Here is a 14,416-nt window from a genome sequence, read left to right as displayed (position 1 = left end):
CTCAGCCGCCGCCCCAGCACCACCACCGGAGGCCACCGCACGTCCGGATGCCGCCCCGCCCGCGAAACCGCCCTCAGCCGCCGCCCCAGCACCACCACCGGAGGCCACCGCACGTCCGGATGCCGCCCCGCCCGCGAAACCGCCCTCAGCCGCCGCCCCAGCACCACCGCCGGAGGCCACCGCACGTCCGGATGCCGCCCCGCCCGCGAAACCGCCGTCGGCCTCCGCGCCGGCACCACCGCCGGAGGCCGGACGGCCCAGTGAGCCGGCACCGGACGCCGCTCCCCGTGAGCCACCGCCGGACGCCACCCCCGGTGAGCCACCGCCGGACGCCACCCCCGGTGAACCGCCGCCGGACGCCATGCCCGGTGAACCGCCGGACGCCACCCCCAGCGAGCCATCCCGCTCCGCGCGCAAGCCCAGCGCCGCCGCGTCCGACCCCGCCCCCGGCTCGCTCAGCGCGAACGCCGCCACCGCGCTGCCGTCAGCAACGCGAGGGAGCCAGCGGGCGCGTTGGGTCGGCGTGCCGTGGGCGTGGACCGGGTGGGCGCCCAGGCCCTGGAGGGCCAGGGCGGTTTCGGCTTCCGTGCAGGCGTAGGCGAGGGACTCGCGCATCAGGCACAGGTCGAGCGCGCCGGAGGTGAAGAGGCGGCCGAGCAGTCCGAGGCCGCCGAGTTCGGCGAGCAGGGCCCGGTTCACCCGGCCCGGTTCGCCCTTCTCGGCCAGCGGGCGGAGCCGCTCCGCGGCGAGGGCGCGCAGCTCGGCGCACCAGGCGAGTTGTGCCGGTTCGAGCGAGAATGCGGTCATCGCCGGTCCCTTCTCCGCCACCCCTGCCTCCCGGCCGGGCCACTCCGAGGCTATCGCGGACCGTTGACTGTCGTCACCAACACGATACGCTCCTGGGGCGAGCCCACCACGCCAAGGGGGCGAATCGTATGAATCCACGGGGTACGGCCCACGTCGACACCTTCGCCCGTGACCATCTGCCACCCCCGGACCAACGGCCCGAGCTCCGTTTCGACCTGCCGGAGCTGCGCTACCCCGAACGGCTCAACTGCGCCGCCGAACTGCTCAGCGGCCCGCCCGGCGACCGCCCGGCGTTCCTCACCCCGGCCGGAGAGGCGTGGACGTACGCCGGTCTGCGCGCCCGCGTCGACCGCATCGCACACCTGCTCACCGGCGAACTCGGCGTCGTCCCCGGCAACCGCGTACTGCTGCGCGGTCCCACCACTCCGTGGCTCGCGGCCTGCTGGCTGGCCGTGCTGAAGGCGGGGGCCGTCGCGGTCACCGTGCTCGCCCAGCAGCGTCCGCACGAGCTGAGCACGATGTGCGAGATCGCCCGGGTCCGGCACGCGCTGTGCGACATCCGGGCCGTCGACGACCTCGCCAAGGCCGAGATCCCGGACCTGCGGATCACGGCCTACGGCGGTGACGCCCCGGACGACCTGCTCAACCGCCCGGCGCCCGGCACACCGTACGAGGCCGTCGACACGGCGGCCGACGACGTCGCGCTCATCGCGTTCACCTCCGGCACCACCGGCCGCCCCAAGGGATGCATGCACGTCCACCGGGACGTCCTGGCCATCGCCGACACCTTCTCCCGGCACGTGCTGCGCCCGCGCGCCGACGACGTGTTCACGGGCAGCCCCCCGCTCGGCTTCACCTTCGGCCTCGGCGGGCTGGTGGTCTTCCCGCTGCGGGCCGGGGCGAGTGCCCTGCTGCTCGAACAGGCCGGTCCGAGGCAGTTGCTGCCGGCCATCGCCCGGCACCGGGCGTCCGTGCTGTTCACGGCCCCCACGGCGTACCGCGCGATGCTCGACGAGCTCGACGGGTACGACGTCTCGTCCCTGCGCCGCTGCGTCTCGGCGGGCGAGAACCTGCCGGCGGCCACCTGGGAGGCCTGGCACGAACGCACCGGCCTGCGTCTGATCAACGGCATCGGCGCCACCGAACTGCTGCACATCTTCATCTCCGCCGCCGACGAACGGATCCGGCCCGGCACGACGGGCGTGCCCGTGCCGGGCTGGCAGGCGCGCGTGCAGGACGAGCACGGTGAGCCGGTGCCCGACGGCCAGCCGGGGCTGCTCGCGGTGCGCGGACCGGTCGGCTGCCGCTACCTCGCCGACCCGCGGCAACGGGAGTACGTACGCGGCGGCTGGAACGTCACCGGTGACACCTACGTCCGCGAAGCCGACGGCTACTTCCGGTATGTCGCCCGCGCCGACGACATGATCATCTCGGCCGGGTACAACATCGCCGGACCGGAGGTCGAGGACGCGCTGCTGCGGCACCCGGACGTGGTGGAGGCGGCGGTCGTGGGACGGCCCGACGAGGCCCGCGGGCAGGTCGTGGTGGCCTTCGCCGTCCTCAAGGAGGGCGCGGACCGGGACGCCGGGGCGCTGCGCGCCTTCGTGAAGAGCGAGCTGGCGCCGTACAAGTGCCCGCGCCAGATCGTCTTCCTGGACGCGCTGCCGCGCACGGCCACCGGCAAGCTGCAGCGGTTCAGGCTGCGCACGGGAGAGCTCCTCCCGGACGGCGGCACCGAAGACGACCGGGAGTGACCCGAACGACCTAAGATGATCAATGTGTCCGACCAGCATGCACCACGGTCTCTCATCGTCACGCTCTACGGCGCGTACGGCCGCTTCGCGACGGGTCCCGTGCCCGTCGCCGAGCTGATCCGGCTGCTCGCCGCGGTCGGGGTCGACGCCCCGTCCGTACGCTCCTCGGTGTCGCGGCTGAAGAGACGCGGACTGCTCGTGCCCGCCCGCACCGCCCAGGGCGCGGCCGGGTACGAACTGTCCCCGGGCGCCCGCCAGTTGCTCGACGACGGCGACCGGCGCATCTACGCCACGGCGCCGCCCGAGGACGGGGGCTGGGTGCTCGCCGTGTTCTCCGTGCCGGAGTCGGAGCGGCAGAAGCGGCACGTGCTGCGCTCCCGGCTGGCCGGTCTCGGTTTCGGCACGGCCGCGCCGGGCGTGTGGATCGCGCCCGCGCGGCTGTACGAGGAGACCCGGCACACGCTCCAGCGGCTGCGGCTGGACGCGTACGTCGACTTCTTCCGCGGCGACCACCTCGGCTTCGCCCCGACCGCGGAGGCCGTCGCCCGCTGGTGGGACCTGGCCGCCATCGCCAAGGAGCACGAGGCGTTCCTCGACCGCCACGCGCGCGTGCTGCAAGACTGGGAGAAGCGCGAGGACACCCCGCCGGAGGAGGCCTACCGCGACTACCTCCTCGCCCTGGACTCCTGGCGTCACCTCCCCTACGTCGACCCGGGCCTGCCGTCCGAACTGCTCCCGGGAGACTGGCCGGGCACCCGCTCGGCGGCGGTGTTCCAGGGCCTGCACGAGCGGCTGCGGGACGCGGGCGCCGCGTTCGTGGGGCCGCTCAGCGCCCCAGAGTGAGGCGCGGCTTGGGCGCGTCCGTACGGCCCGTCTGGGGGCGGCGGCTGCCCGCGCGGTACGGTGCCGGCCAGACGGCGCCGGGGCCCGTGTAGCCCTGTTCGGCCGCCGCGTGCAGCGTCCAGTGCGGGTCGTAGAGGTGCGGGCGGGCCAGGGCGCACAGGTCCGTACGGCCCGCGAGAATCAGGGAGTTGACGTCGTCCCAGGAGGAGATCGCACCGACCGCGATCACCGGGATGCCGGTGGCGCCCCGGATCCGGTCGGCGAACGGGGTCTGGTACGACCGCCCGTACTCGGGCCGTTCGTCCGCCACGACCTGCCCCGTCGACACGTCGATCGCGTCGGCGCCGTGCTCGGCGAACGCCCGGGCGATCTCGACGGCGTCCTCGGCCGTGGTCCCGCCCTCGGCCCAGTCGGTGGCGGAGATCCGGACGGTCATGGGCCGCTCCCCCGGCCAGGCGTTCCGCACGGCGTCGAACACCTCCAGCGGGAAACGGAGCCGCTTCTCCAGCGGGCCGCCGTAGGCGTCGGTGCGGCGGTTGGTCAGCGGGGAGAGGAAGCCGGAGAGCAGATAGCCGTGGGCGCAGTGCAGTTCGAGCAGGTCGAACCCGGCCCGGGCGGCGCGGCAGGCGGCGGCCGCGAACTGCTCGCGGATGTCGGTGAGCTGGGCGCGGGACAGCTCGCGCGGAGTCTGGCTGAACGGCTTGTACGGGAGCGCGGAGGCGGCCACGAGCGGCCAGTTGCCCTCTTCCAGCGGCTCGTCCATGCCCTCCCACATCAGCTTCGTGGAGCCCTTGCGGCCGCTGTGGCCGAGCTGCACGCCGATCGCCGTGCCGGGCGCCCGCTCGTGCACGAAGTTCGTGATCCGCCGCCAGGCCTCGGCCTGCCGGCCGGTGTAGAGGCCGGCGCAGCCGGGCGTGATCCGCCCCTGCTCGCTGACGCACACCATCTCGGTCATCACCAGCCCGGCCCCGCCCATCGCCCGCGCGCCCAGATGGACGAGGTGGAAGTCGCCGGGGACGCCGTCGACCGCCGAGTACATGTCCATGGGCGAGACGACGACGCGGTTGCGCAGGGTCAGGCCGCGCAGCCGGAACGGCGTGAACATCGGGGGCGTGCCGGGCGGGCAGCCGAACTCCCGCTCCACCGCCTCCGTGAAGCGCGCATCGCGCAGCCGCAGGTTGTCGTGGGTGACGCGGCGGCTGCGGGTGAGCAGGTTGAAGGCGAACTGGCGGGGCGGCTGGTCCAGGTACAGGGCTAGGTTCTCGAACCACTCCAGGCTGGCCCGGGCCGCGCGCTGCGTGGAGGCGACGACGGGCCGCCGCTCCGCCTCGTACGCGGTCAGGGCCTCGTCCAGGGTGTCCTGTTCCTCCAGGCAGGCGGCGAGGGCCAGGGCGTCCTCGACGGCGAGCTTGGTACCGGAGCCGATGGAGAAGTGGGCGGTGTGGGCGGCGTCGCCGAGGAGCACGACGTTGCCGTGCGACCAGCGATCGTTGACGACCGTGCGGAAGGTCGTCCAGGTGGAGTTGTTCGACGTCAGGGGGCGGCCGCGGAGTGCCTCCGCGAAGATCTTGGCGCAGCGTTCGATCGACTCGGCTTCGCCGAGCTCGTCGAAGCCGGCCGCGTGCCAGACCTCTTCGCGCATCTCGATGATCACGGTGGAGGCGCCGGATTGATTCCGCGGCCCGGAGGGGCCCGTTGAGGGGTGGTGGTCGGGTGACGGGCGGGCATAGGGGTAGCCGTGGAGCTGCATCACGCCGTGCTCGGTTTCGGCGATCTCGAAGCGGAAGGAGTCGAAGGGGAAGTCGGCGGCGAGCCAGATGTAGCGGCAGCGGTGGGTGGTGACGTGGGGGCGGAAGACGTCCGCGTGGGCCTCACGGGTGCTGCTGTGGATGCCGTCCGCGGCGATGACCAGGTCGTGGGTCCGCGGGAGGTCGTGCGGGGCCTCGGTGCGGAAGCGGAGGTCCACGCCGAGTTCGCGGCAGCGGGTGTGGAGGATCTCCAGGAGGCGTTTTCTGCCGAGTGCGGCGAACCCGTGGCCGCCCGAGGTGTGCCGTACACCCCGGTGGACGATGTCGATGTCGTCCCAGCGGATGAAGTGCCTCTGGAGGGCCTCGTAGACGTGGGGGTCCGCGTGTTCTATGCCGCCGAGGGTTTCGTCGGAGAGGACGACTCCGAAGCCGAAGGTGTCGTCGGGGGCGTTTCGTTCCCAGACGGTGATGTCGCGGGTGGGGTCGAGGCGTTTGAGGAGGGCGGCGGCGTAGAGGCCGCCCGGGCCTCCGCCGATGATCGCCACGCGTAGGGGGTGATCGGGCTCGGTGTGCGGGTGCGGGTTGTTCGTGGCTGGTCGCGCCCCGCGGCGGAGCCGCATATCGACACAGCCCCGCGCCCCTGAAGGCGACTCACTCACCGTCCGCTCCATTTGGGAGGGCGCTTTTCCGTGAACGCGGCGTGGAACTCTGCGTAGTCCTCGCCTGTCATCAGGAGGGCTTGGGTGGAGGCGTCGAGTTCCACCGAGGCTGCCAGGGGCATGTCCAGTTCGGACGTCAGCAAGGCCTTCGTCTGGGCGTGGGCCAGGGCCGGGCCCTGTGCCAGGCGGTGGGCCAGTCGGTGCGCTGCCTCGTCGGTCCGGCCCTCCTCCGTCAGTTCGCTGATCAGGCCGATGCGCTCCGCCTCGGGGGCGCGGACCGGGTCGCCCAGCATCAACAGGCGGGTGGCGTGGCCGAGGCCCACGACCCTGGGCAGGAGGTAGGCCGCGCCCATGTCGCCGCCGGAGAGGCCGACGCGGGTGAAGAGGAAGGCGAAGCGGGCCGTCGGGTCGGCCACGCGGAAGTCGGCGGCCAGGGCCAGAACCGCTCCGGCGCCGGCCGCCACGCCCTGGACCGCCGCGATCACGGGGAAGGGGCACTCCCGAAGGGCGCGGACCACCTGGCCGGTCATCCGGTTGAAGTCGAGGAGCTGGGCGGTGTCCATGGACAGCGTGGCGCCGATGATCTCGTCGACGTCGCCGCCGGAGCAGAAGCCGCGGCCCTCGCCGGCCAGCACCAGGGCCCGTACGGACCGCTCCCGGGACAGCTCCGCGAGCAGGTCGCGCAGATCGGCGTAGGCACCGAAGGTGAGCGCGTTGAGCTTCTCGGGGCGGGCCAGGGTGACGGTGGCGACACCGTCGGTGAGGCCGACGCGCAGGTGCTCCCAGCTCGGGGTGCGGGCGGCGGAGCCGGTGAAGGGACTCATGACGTGCGGCCTCCTCGGGCGGGCACTGCCTCACTGAGCTCTACCCCATGAAGTTATCACTCATTGGTGACTGTCGTCATGAGTGCGCGATAGACCGTCCGGGTAGGACTTCCTGGGGAGCCGGGTGTGACCCGGGCAGGTCACATCCGTCACAGATCGTCCACACCGGCGTAACGGCGGGAGCAGCTGTGCGCGGCACCCCGTTCACCTGGGTAAGCCGTGCGGCAAGGGGGCCGCAGGGCCCCGGCAGTGCCCCTCGGATGCCACGCAAGAGTGGCCCCGTACCATTCATCAGGTTGAAAGCAGGATGTCCTGCTCCATGAACGGACCCGCCTTGTACGAACTCCCCTCAGCCCCCGCCTCCTGGCGCGTCGCGCTGCCGCACACCGCAGCGGCGGTGCCCACGGCCCGCGCCCTGGTCCGTACGGCGCTGACCGAGCTGGAGCACGCGGCCGACCGCGACACCGCGGAGCTGCTCACGGCGGAGCTGGTGGCGAACGCCGTGGAGCACACCTCCGGCGAGACGCCGATCGAGCTGGTGGTGGAGCTGATGCCGTCGGGGTGCCAGGTGGAGGTGCACGACACCGACCCGAAGCCGCCCGGCGATCTGACGTGCCCGTCCGGTGGGATGCCCGACCCCTGGCAGGAGCACGGGCGCGGCCTGCTACTGATCCGCGCCCTGAGCTCGTCGTGCGGGCACCGTCCGACCGAGTCCGGCAAGGCGGTGTGGTTCAGGCTGCCGGCGGTCCCGGCGCAGCGGCGCCCGTCGGCGTGACGCGGTTCAGCCGAGCGTCGCGACCAGCACTGCCTTGATGGTGTGCAGCCGGTTCTCCGCCTCGTCGAAGACCACGGAGTGCGCCGACTCGAAGACCTCGTCCGACACCTCCAGGTACTCCAGGCCATGGGCCGCGTGGACCTCCTGGCCGACCTTGCTGCCGAGGTCGTGGAAGGCGGGCAGGCAGTGCAGGAACTTCACGTCCGGGTTGCCGGTGGCGCGCAGGACGTCCATGGTCACGGCGTACGGGGCGAGTGCGGTGATGCGCTCGGCCCAGACCTCCTTCGGCTCGCCCATGGAGACCCAGACGTCGGTGGCGACGAAGTCGGCGCCCCGGACACCCTCGTCCACGGTCTCGGTGAGAGTGATGCGGGCGCCGCTGGTCTCGGCGAGCGCACGGGCCCGGTCGACGACCTCCTCGGCCGGCCAGTACTCCTTCGGGGCGACGAGACGCACGTCCATGCCGAGCAGGGCACCGGTGACCAGGTAGGAGTTGCCCATGTTGAAGCGGGCGTCGCCCAGGTAGGCGAAGGTGATCCCGGTCAGCGGCTTGGCGCAGTGCTCGGTCATGGTGAGCACGTCGGCGAGCATCTGGGTGGGGTGCCAGTCGTCGGTGAGCCCGTTGTAGACCGGCACACCGGCGTGCGCCGCCAGCTCCTCCACCTTCTGCTGGCTGTCGCCCCGGTACTCGATCCCGTCGTACATCCGGCCCAGCACCCGCGCGGTGTCCCGCACCGACTCCTTGTGGCCGATCTGCGAGCCGGACGGGTCGAGGTACGTCGTCGAGGCGCCCTGGTCGGCGGCCGCCACCTCGAAGGCGCAGCGGGTGCGGGTGGAGGTCTTCTCGAAGATCAGCGCGATGTTCCGGCCCCGGAGGTACTGCGTCTCGGTCCCGGCCTTCTTGGCGGCCTTCAGCTCGGCGGCCAGCTCGACCAGGGAGCGGAACTCCTCCTCGGTGAAGTCCAGCTCCTTGATGAAGTGGCGGCCGGCGAGGGCGGTCGGGACTGTCGCCATGGGGAGCTCCAGGGATACGGCGGGACGGGGACGGGCAGGACTACTGGAATACTATACGAAACCCAGCATGCCTATACGGAAGGGTGGGTGCCTATACGGCCTCCCGTTCGACCGGGCAGCTCATGCACCGCGGCCCGCCCCTGCCCCGCCCCAGCTCACTGCCCGGGATCTCTATCACTTCGATGCCCTGTTTGCGCAGGTGGGTGTTGGTGGTGGCGTTCCGCTCGTAGGCGACCACGACGCCGGGTTCGACGGCCAGGACGTTGCAGCCGTCGTCCCACTGCTCGCGTTCGGCCGCGTGCACGTCCTGGGTGGCGGTCAGCACCCGGATCTCGTTCAGGCCCAGCGCGGCGGCGATCGCGCGGTGCATGTGCTCCGGCGGATGGTCGGTGACCTTCAGCTCCTTCTCCCCGACGCCCGGTTCGATGGTGTACGAGCGGAGCATGCCGAGCCCCGCGTACTGGGTGAAGGTGTCGCCGTCCACCATCGTCATCACGGTGTCGAGGTGCATGAAGGCACGCCGCTTGGGCATGTCGAGAGCCACGATCGTCTCCGCGGATCCGGCGGCGAACAGCTTGTGCGCGAGCATCTCGACGGCCTGGGGCGTGGTGCGCTCGCTCATCCCAATGAGCACCGCCCCGTTGCCGATGACCAGGACGTCCCCGCCCTCGATGGTGGACGGGTAGTCGGCCTGTCCCTCGGACCAGACGTGGAAGGTCTCGTCGCGGAACAGCGGGTGGTGCCGGTAGATCGCCTCGAAGTGCACGGTCTCGCGCTGCCGGGCGGGCCAGCGCATCGCGTTGATGGAGACGCCGTCGTAGATCCACGCGGAGGTGTCGCGGGTGAAGAGGTGGTTGGGCAGGGGGTCCAGCAGGAAGTCGTCCAGTTCCATGACGTGGAAGCGCACGGAGGTCGGCTCCGGGTGCACGTCGAGGAACTCGCGCTTGGTCATGCCCCCGACCAGGAGCTCGGCCAGCTCCCCCGCGGGCAGGTGCTCGAAGGCGGCTCTCAGGTGGTCGGTGGCCAGCGGGCCGTACTCCTTCTCGTCGAAGACCCGGTCCAGGACGAGGGCCCTGGCCGCCGGGACCTGAAGGGCCTCGGCCAGCAGGTCACCGAAGAGGTGGACGGTGACGCCCCGGTCGCGCAGCACGTCGGCGAACCCGTCGTGCTCGGCGCGGGCCCTGCGCACCCACAGCACGTCGTCGAAGAGCAGCGAGGTCTTGTTGCTGGGGGTGAGCCTTTTGAGCTCGAGATCGGGCCGGTGCAGGATGACGCGGCGCAGCCGCCCGGCCTCGGAGTGGACGTGGTAAGCCATGCCTCCATCCTGACCATCGGAGCGCCTGTTGACGCGCTGCTCGCGCGTTTCGGCGAACTCTTGTTTGCGTCTGCCTGACGACAATCGTCCGTCTGACGACCATCGGCCCGGGCCGGGACGTCCCCGGTCAGCCGCTGGGCAGCGGCTGGAGCAGCTCCGGCCGGGCCAGCATGCGCCGCGTCTCCCGGCCCGGATCGAGCACGGCCCGGGCGACGATCCAGCCGGCCAGGGCATGCGGCCCGGCGGGGTCGGCGGCCAGCTGTCCGGCGTACCGGGCGAGCGCGGCGGCCGCGTCCCCGGCCGCGAGGTGCTCGTCGGCGGTGTGCGGGGCGGCGGGGCGGTTGGCGAAGGCGTGGGTGCGGACGTCGGGCCAGGAGGCGCGGTCGGGGCGGAAGCGGGGGCCGTCCGACGGTGGCTCCACCGCGGGGTCGACGTTGCGCAACCGCCACTCGGTGCGGTGCAGCGCGGCGGCCGTACGGGCCCGGGTGAGGGCGGCGTGCGGGACCGGCTCGCGCAGCCAGCCGTCCAGGGTGCGGGCGAGGCCCGACACGAGGGCCCGGCCCTGCACGGTCAGCCGGCCGCTGGTCAGCAGGGTACGCACGGCCAGGCGGCTCTGCAGACGACGCAGGGCGAAGAAGTAGGCGGCCCGTTCGACCGCCTCGTCTCCCTCCGCACCGGCCAGCCGGTCCCGCCAGAAACCCGCGACACCGGTGAAGGCGTACGCGCCGTGCAGCAGGCCGGTGAGGTGGCGCGGGTCGGTGCGCCAGGGAGCGTAGTAGCGCTCGGCCCGGTCGTCCTCCAGCAGCGGGAACAGGTGCAGGAGGGCAGCCAGTTTGCTGTGCTGGAGCTCGTGCACCAGAGTCTCGGCGAGGGCGAGCGCGGAGGCCGGACGGACGATGAGCATGCCGCCGAAGGAGTCACCGCTGGAGGCCGACACCTGCACGAAGGGGGGCGGGGGCGGGCTGGCGGCGGTGCGCCCGAAGGGCACGATCGCCCGGATCATGGCGGGGTCGACCCGCCCGGGGCCCGGTGTGCCCGGGCGTGCGAGGATCCGCACGGCCTCCCCGAACAGCCGCTGCCATTCCCGTGCCTCGTCCTCGTCGAGCCGGGCGGGGGGCAGGTGGTCGTCGAGATCGCGGTAGGGGTCGAGGTCCTCGAGGACGACGGTGACGGGGGCCCCGCCGCCGGGGCCGGTGTGGGTGAGGGTGCGCAGCGGGAGCCAGGTGCCCCCTCCGGCGTCGGCACGCTGTGTCAACGGACGGCAGGTCACCCGCACCGAGCCGGTCGTGCGGCCCGGCCCGGTGACCGTCAGCTCTCCCCCGGCCGTCGTGGCCCGGCCGACCGACAGGCCCTCCTCGGCGTCGGGGAGCTGGACCATGCCGAGACCGGGCAGGGGCAGCCGCCCGCTGATCAGCGGTACGTCGAGTGCCGTCTGTGTGCCCGCGTGCAAGGAGGCCGAGAGGGCCAGCGCGCTCAGGTGGCCCGTCTCCGCCCAGAGGGGCGGACCGCTCGCCGTGCCGTGCACCCGGCGCAGCATGTGGGACATCCAGCCGCCGGTCGCCGGCGCCAGCAGCAGGCGTTCGACCGGCTCGGGCGACTTCTCGGCCGCCTCCTTGAGCACCCGCCAGGCATCGGCGACCGGAGTGAGGGGGGTGGGCAGGGCGCGGAGGTCGTCGAGGAGGGTGCGCAGGAGCAGCAACCGCCGGGCGCGCTCCGCCCGTTCGAGAAAGGCGACGGCCGCCGCCGAGCCGCCTCCGGCGGCCAGCTCCGCGAAGAGCCGGTCCGGCATGCGCAGTGGAGCGAGGTGCTGCTCGCTGGTCATCGTCGCGGGCCTCCGGTCGCTTGGGGGACATGCGCGGACCCCGGTGCGTGGGCGGGTGTGGCACCGGGGTTCTGCCGTCGGGACGGCGTCGGCGGCTGGGGCCTGTTGCGAAAGCGGCGTCGTCGCCCGCAGGGCGGCCGCGCGGCAGGCGGCACTTTCGCAACAGGCCCTAATCGGCTCGGGCGCCCCCCGGCCCCTCGCCGCTCCTCATGCTGCTGCGGGCGCGCAGCACCTCGGTCAGCAGGCGTGTGGTGGGGGGCAGGGCGGGGAGACCGTCCACGGCACTCAGGGGCAGCGCCGCGAGGTCCGCCAGATCGGATTCCCACACACCGGTCCCCGGGGTGGCGACGACCGGTTCAGGTGCGGTGGCGGCTCCGGCGCGGTGCAGAGCGGGCGGCTGCTCCAAGATGCTCCCCCTTCTCGCACGGTGGCACGCGATGCCCCGTGTCTTTCCATCATGGCCACGTGCAATACCCCCGGGGCGAAAACCGTACGATCACGCCACTGATCACCGCGGATCACGCCGGTCCGTCGCCAGGGGCGCCAACGCGGCCAGCGCGGCGGCGAGTTCCGTCTTCAGTGCCGGGTCGTCGTCGACGGACACCACGGCGTCGAACAGGTCCCACAGTACCTCCGGGTTCCGCCGGCTGAGCCCGCCGAGGATGTTGACGGCGTCGGTGCGCGCCTTGCTGTGACGGCGCAGTATGGCGGTGACACGGGGGTCTAGTGCGCTCACGACCGTCTGCCGTTCGCCGGAGTCCTGCATCAGGGGGTAGGCGAGCAGAGCCTCCACCGCCCGCTGCAACGCCGTGAGGGACCGCGGCGCGGCGGGCGGCACGGCCGGCGGCAGGGTCTCGGTGCGGTCGGGGCCCTGGAGACGGATCTCGGGATGCTGAAGAGTACGGCCCTCTTCCCTCAGGGCCGCGATGCGCGCCCGAACGGCCGGAAACAGTTCCTCCGGATCGGGCGGTGCGGGCAGCACGGCCGCCCGGTCGGCCAGCAGACCGAGCAGGACGTCGGAGAACAGGCCGGTGGCACGGACGGGGTCGTTGGCCGCGGCCCTGCCTCGGCCGGCGGCTCGCAGCACGGTCTGCCGGTGAGCGTGGTTGGGCCGGCCCACCGGCAGGGCGTCGGTGGGCAGCGCCTCCTGGAAGGCGAGGTCCTCCTCGAAGGTCTCGCAGGCGTCCACGATCCACATCTGCTCTCGCAGCCCGGGCACGGCGTCACCCGCGTACCGGGCGAGCGCGGATTCCAGGTCGATGCCCACCTTGTCGGCGACACCCGCGTCCGCGCAGAACAGCCGGAGCCGCCCGGCCCGGTCCAGCACCCCGTGCCCGCCCCACCACACCCACAGCATGTCGCCCTGGGCCGGGGAGAGTTCGCGGACGAGCACCCGGCGCAGGGTCGCCTGGTCCGCGCGCTCGAACGGGACGTGCGGATCATAGGGCGGCAAGGGGGCCAAGTGGAGCCGCAGTTGGGACTCCGGCACCCCCGCGTCCTGCAGCAGTCGCCAGAACCGTACGGCGTCCCGGGCGGGCCCGGGCAGCCGCCAGGCGTCCCCGGCCTCGTACGCCTCGATCCCGACGATCAGGGCGTGCACTCGGGCGGGGTCGACGGGCGGCATCGGGCCGGTCACGGCAGGTGGTCCACTATGTGGCGGTACACGGCGGGGTTCGTCCAGTAGGCGCTGTGCGCGGCGGGGAACGGCTGACCGCTGTCGACGGCGATATCGGTGACACGGCCGGGGAAGAGTTCCGCGCCGAGATAGGCGAGCAGATCGCGCGGGTCGTAGAGGTTCAGCCAGGCGGGGACGTGCGACGGCAGGGGCGCGGGGTGTTCGAGGGAGGGCAGGGAGCCCGACTCGTAAAGGAAAGGGCCTTGTGAGCCCGCCGTCACCAGAAGGCCGACCTGCGGCAGCGGGGCGGAGATCAGCGTGTCGAGGGCGATGATGCCGCCGAGGCTGTGGCCGACCACGGCGACGGGCGGCTCCAGGCCGGCGACGAGGGTGCGCAGGCCGTCCCGGAAGGCCGCACCGCGGCTCAGGTAGCGCAGGATGTCACCGGCGGCGGGGTGGGCGGCCTCGGTGAGGGCACGCCGGCGGCGTTCGACGGCCCGCGTGGCCATGGCTCCGGCCGACCGCAGCAGGTAGGAGCGCAGTCCCCGCTCCGAACCCCGGGGCGGTGCGCCGAGGGCCTCGGCGATCCGGTCGGTGACGGTGTTCCGCGTCTCGCCGACGGGGACGAGCGGGGAGTCGGCGTCGAGAACGTCGGCGATGAGGCGGGCGGTCAGGGAACGGGCAGCGAGGACCGCGAGGTCCGCCGGGTCGAGGACGTCGGCGGCGGGGCCAAGCAGGGGGTGGGCGGCCAGGTCGGTGGCGGCGCGGGCCAGCCCGGGGCCCACCTCGGCTCCTGGTGCGTCGCCTCGGGCGGCGAGTGCGGTGAGCAGCGCCCGTATGCGCTGCTGCGACGGCACGGTGCCGGGCGGGCGTTCGGTGGCCGGGCCGGATGCGGCGGCAGCCGAGGCCAGTTCGGCGTACGGGTCGTCGTAGAGGACGGCCCATGCCGCGGTCGTCTCGTCGCCCTGGTCCACGCTCGCCGGTCCCCCGCCAGGACCGCGTGTGGTGCCGGACCGGGGCGGCAGACTCGCCCCGCCGGCCGCGAGCGTGGCACCGTGTGCCGCTCCCCAGCAGTAGGGCACGATGTCCAGCCCGGCGCGCTGTGCGGCCAGTCCGGTCGTCACACGCCCCACCAAGGCGGAGAAGGCCGGTTCACGCACCCCGGTTCCGTGAACGAAGACGACCTCCGTCATGCGCCCCCCGTGACACGAACACCTTCGTGGTGTCAACTCCTCAGTAT

General features: G+C 73.0%; 12 protein-coding genes. 3 read left to right on the top strand and 9 right to left on the bottom strand.

Features of this window, described 5'->3' with window-relative positions:
- The coding region (locus AC07F0_RS19075) for an acyl-CoA dehydrogenase family protein (protein ID WP_478980249.1) at positions 1-807 on the bottom strand (807 nt) is incomplete at its 3' end.
- 128 nt (positions 808-935) lie between these two features.
- Between AC07F0_RS19075 and AC07F0_RS19070 the strand changes: the two genes are divergently transcribed.
- Both AC07F0_RS19070 and AC07F0_RS19065 read left to right on the top strand, forming a co-directional pair.
- Entirely contained in the window at positions 936-2,561 is a 1,626-nt protein-coding gene (locus AC07F0_RS19070) for an AMP-binding protein (RefSeq protein ID WP_478980248.1), read from the top strand.
- A gap of 15 nt (positions 2,562-2,576) precedes the next feature.
- Positions 2,577-3,404 carry a PaaX family transcriptional regulator gene (locus tag AC07F0_RS19065; protein WP_478980246.1) on the top strand — a complete coding sequence of 276 codons (828 nt, stop codon included), beginning with the start codon at positions 2,577-2,579 and terminating at the stop codon, positions 3,402-3,404.
- Here the strand turns inward: AC07F0_RS19065 and AC07F0_RS19060 are convergent.
- Both AC07F0_RS19060 and AC07F0_RS19055 read right to left on the bottom strand, forming a co-directional pair.
- Positions 3,388-5,823 (bottom strand): bifunctional salicylyl-CoA 5-hydroxylase/oxidoreductase, encoded by a 2,436-nt coding sequence (locus AC07F0_RS19060; RefSeq protein WP_478980244.1) that lies wholly within the window; start codon positions 5,821-5,823, stop codon positions 3,388-3,390. The genes AC07F0_RS19065 and AC07F0_RS19060 overlap by 17 nt on opposite strands.
- Positions 5,808-6,635 (bottom strand): enoyl-CoA hydratase family protein, encoded by an 828-nt coding sequence (locus tag AC07F0_RS19055; protein ID WP_478980242.1) that lies wholly within the window; start codon positions 6,633-6,635, stop codon positions 5,808-5,810. The genes AC07F0_RS19060 and AC07F0_RS19055 overlap by 16 nt, the downstream gene beginning before the upstream one ends.
- A 307-nt stretch (positions 6,636-6,942) precedes the next feature.
- Here AC07F0_RS19055 and AC07F0_RS19050 point away from each other — a divergent pair, with 307 nt between their 5' ends.
- Complete coding sequence (locus AC07F0_RS19050) at positions 6,943-7,410, top strand: ATP-binding protein (protein WP_478980240.1); 468 nt, start codon at positions 6,943-6,945, stop codon at positions 7,408-7,410.
- Between the two features lie 6 nt (positions 7,411-7,416).
- On the opposite strand, the gene argF is transcribed toward AC07F0_RS19050, so the two are convergent.
- The 6 genes from argF to AC07F0_RS19020 all read right to left on the bottom strand — a co-directional run bounded on the left by argF (position 7,417) and on the right by AC07F0_RS19020 (position 14,369).
- The gene (argF, locus tag AC07F0_RS19045; protein WP_478980238.1) at positions 7,417-8,424 is read right to left on the bottom strand and encodes an ornithine carbamoyltransferase; all 1,008 of its coding nucleotides are present in this window, start codon (positions 8,422-8,424) and stop codon (positions 7,417-7,419) included.
- A gap of 91 nt (positions 8,425-8,515) precedes the next feature.
- On the bottom strand, positions 8,516-9,739 hold the full coding sequence (locus tag AC07F0_RS19040; RefSeq protein WP_478980236.1) for an arginine deiminase: 1,224 nt from the start codon (positions 9,737-9,739) through the stop codon (positions 8,516-8,518).
- A 127-nt stretch (positions 9,740-9,866) separates the two neighbouring features.
- Positions 9,867-11,561: an HEXXH motif domain-containing protein gene (locus tag AC07F0_RS19035; protein ID WP_478980235.1), complete on the bottom strand. Its 1,695-nt coding sequence runs from the start codon at positions 11,559-11,561 to the stop codon at positions 9,867-9,869.
- A 169-nt stretch (positions 11,562-11,730) separates the two neighbouring features.
- Entirely contained in the window at positions 11,731-11,967 is a 237-nt protein-coding gene (locus AC07F0_RS19030; RefSeq protein WP_478980233.1) for a hypothetical protein, read from the bottom strand.
- A gap of 102 nt (positions 11,968-12,069) precedes the next feature.
- Positions 12,070-13,197, bottom strand: a complete 1,128-nt coding sequence (locus AC07F0_RS19025) for an effector-associated domain 2-containing protein (RefSeq protein ID WP_478980232.1) — start codon at positions 13,195-13,197, stop codon at positions 12,070-12,072.
- Complete coding sequence (locus tag AC07F0_RS19020; protein ID WP_478980231.1) at positions 13,194-14,369, bottom strand: hypothetical protein; 1,176 nt, start codon at positions 14,367-14,369, stop codon at positions 13,194-13,196. The genes AC07F0_RS19025 and AC07F0_RS19020 overlap by 4 nt, the downstream gene beginning before the upstream one ends.
- Positions 14,370-14,416 lie beyond the last annotated feature (47 nt).

This window comes from Streptomyces sp. NPDC045955 (assembly GCF_056430805.1).
This window is presented reverse-complemented; position numbering and strand designations above follow the sequence as displayed.

What these genes read in the sequence shown, in the direction of transcription:
- AC07F0_RS19020 (WP_478980231.1), bottom strand. Translation starts at nt 14,369, where the DNA reads ATGACGGAGGTCGTCTTCGTTCACGGAACCGGGGTGCGTGAACCGGCC.
- AC07F0_RS19050 (WP_478980240.1), top strand. Translation starts at nt 6,943, where the DNA reads ATGTCCTGCTCCATGAACGGACCCGCCTTGTACGAACTCCCCTCAGCC.
- AC07F0_RS19065 (WP_478980246.1), top strand. Translation starts at nt 2,577, where the DNA reads ATGATCAATGTGTCCGACCAGCATGCACCACGGTCTCTCATCGTCACG.
- AC07F0_RS19070 (WP_478980248.1), top strand. Translation starts at nt 936, where the DNA reads ATGAATCCACGGGGTACGGCCCACGTCGACACCTTCGCCCGTGACCAT.
- AC07F0_RS19060 (WP_478980244.1), bottom strand. Translation starts at nt 5,823, where the DNA reads ATGGAGCGGACGGTGAGTGAGTCGCCTTCAGGGGCGCGGGGCTGTGTC.
- AC07F0_RS19055 (WP_478980242.1), bottom strand. Translation starts at nt 6,635, where the DNA reads ATGAGTCCCTTCACCGGCTCCGCCGCCCGCACCCCGAGCTGGGAGCAC.
- AC07F0_RS19035 (WP_478980235.1), bottom strand. Translation starts at nt 11,561, where the DNA reads ATGACCAGCGAGCAGCACCTCGCTCCACTGCGCATGCCGGACCGGCTC.
- AC07F0_RS19040 (WP_478980236.1), bottom strand. Translation starts at nt 9,739, where the DNA reads ATGGCTTACCACGTCCACTCCGAGGCCGGGCGGCTGCGCCGCGTCATC.
- argF (WP_478980238.1), bottom strand. Translation starts at nt 8,424, where the DNA reads ATGGCGACAGTCCCGACCGCCCTCGCCGGCCGCCACTTCATCAAGGAG.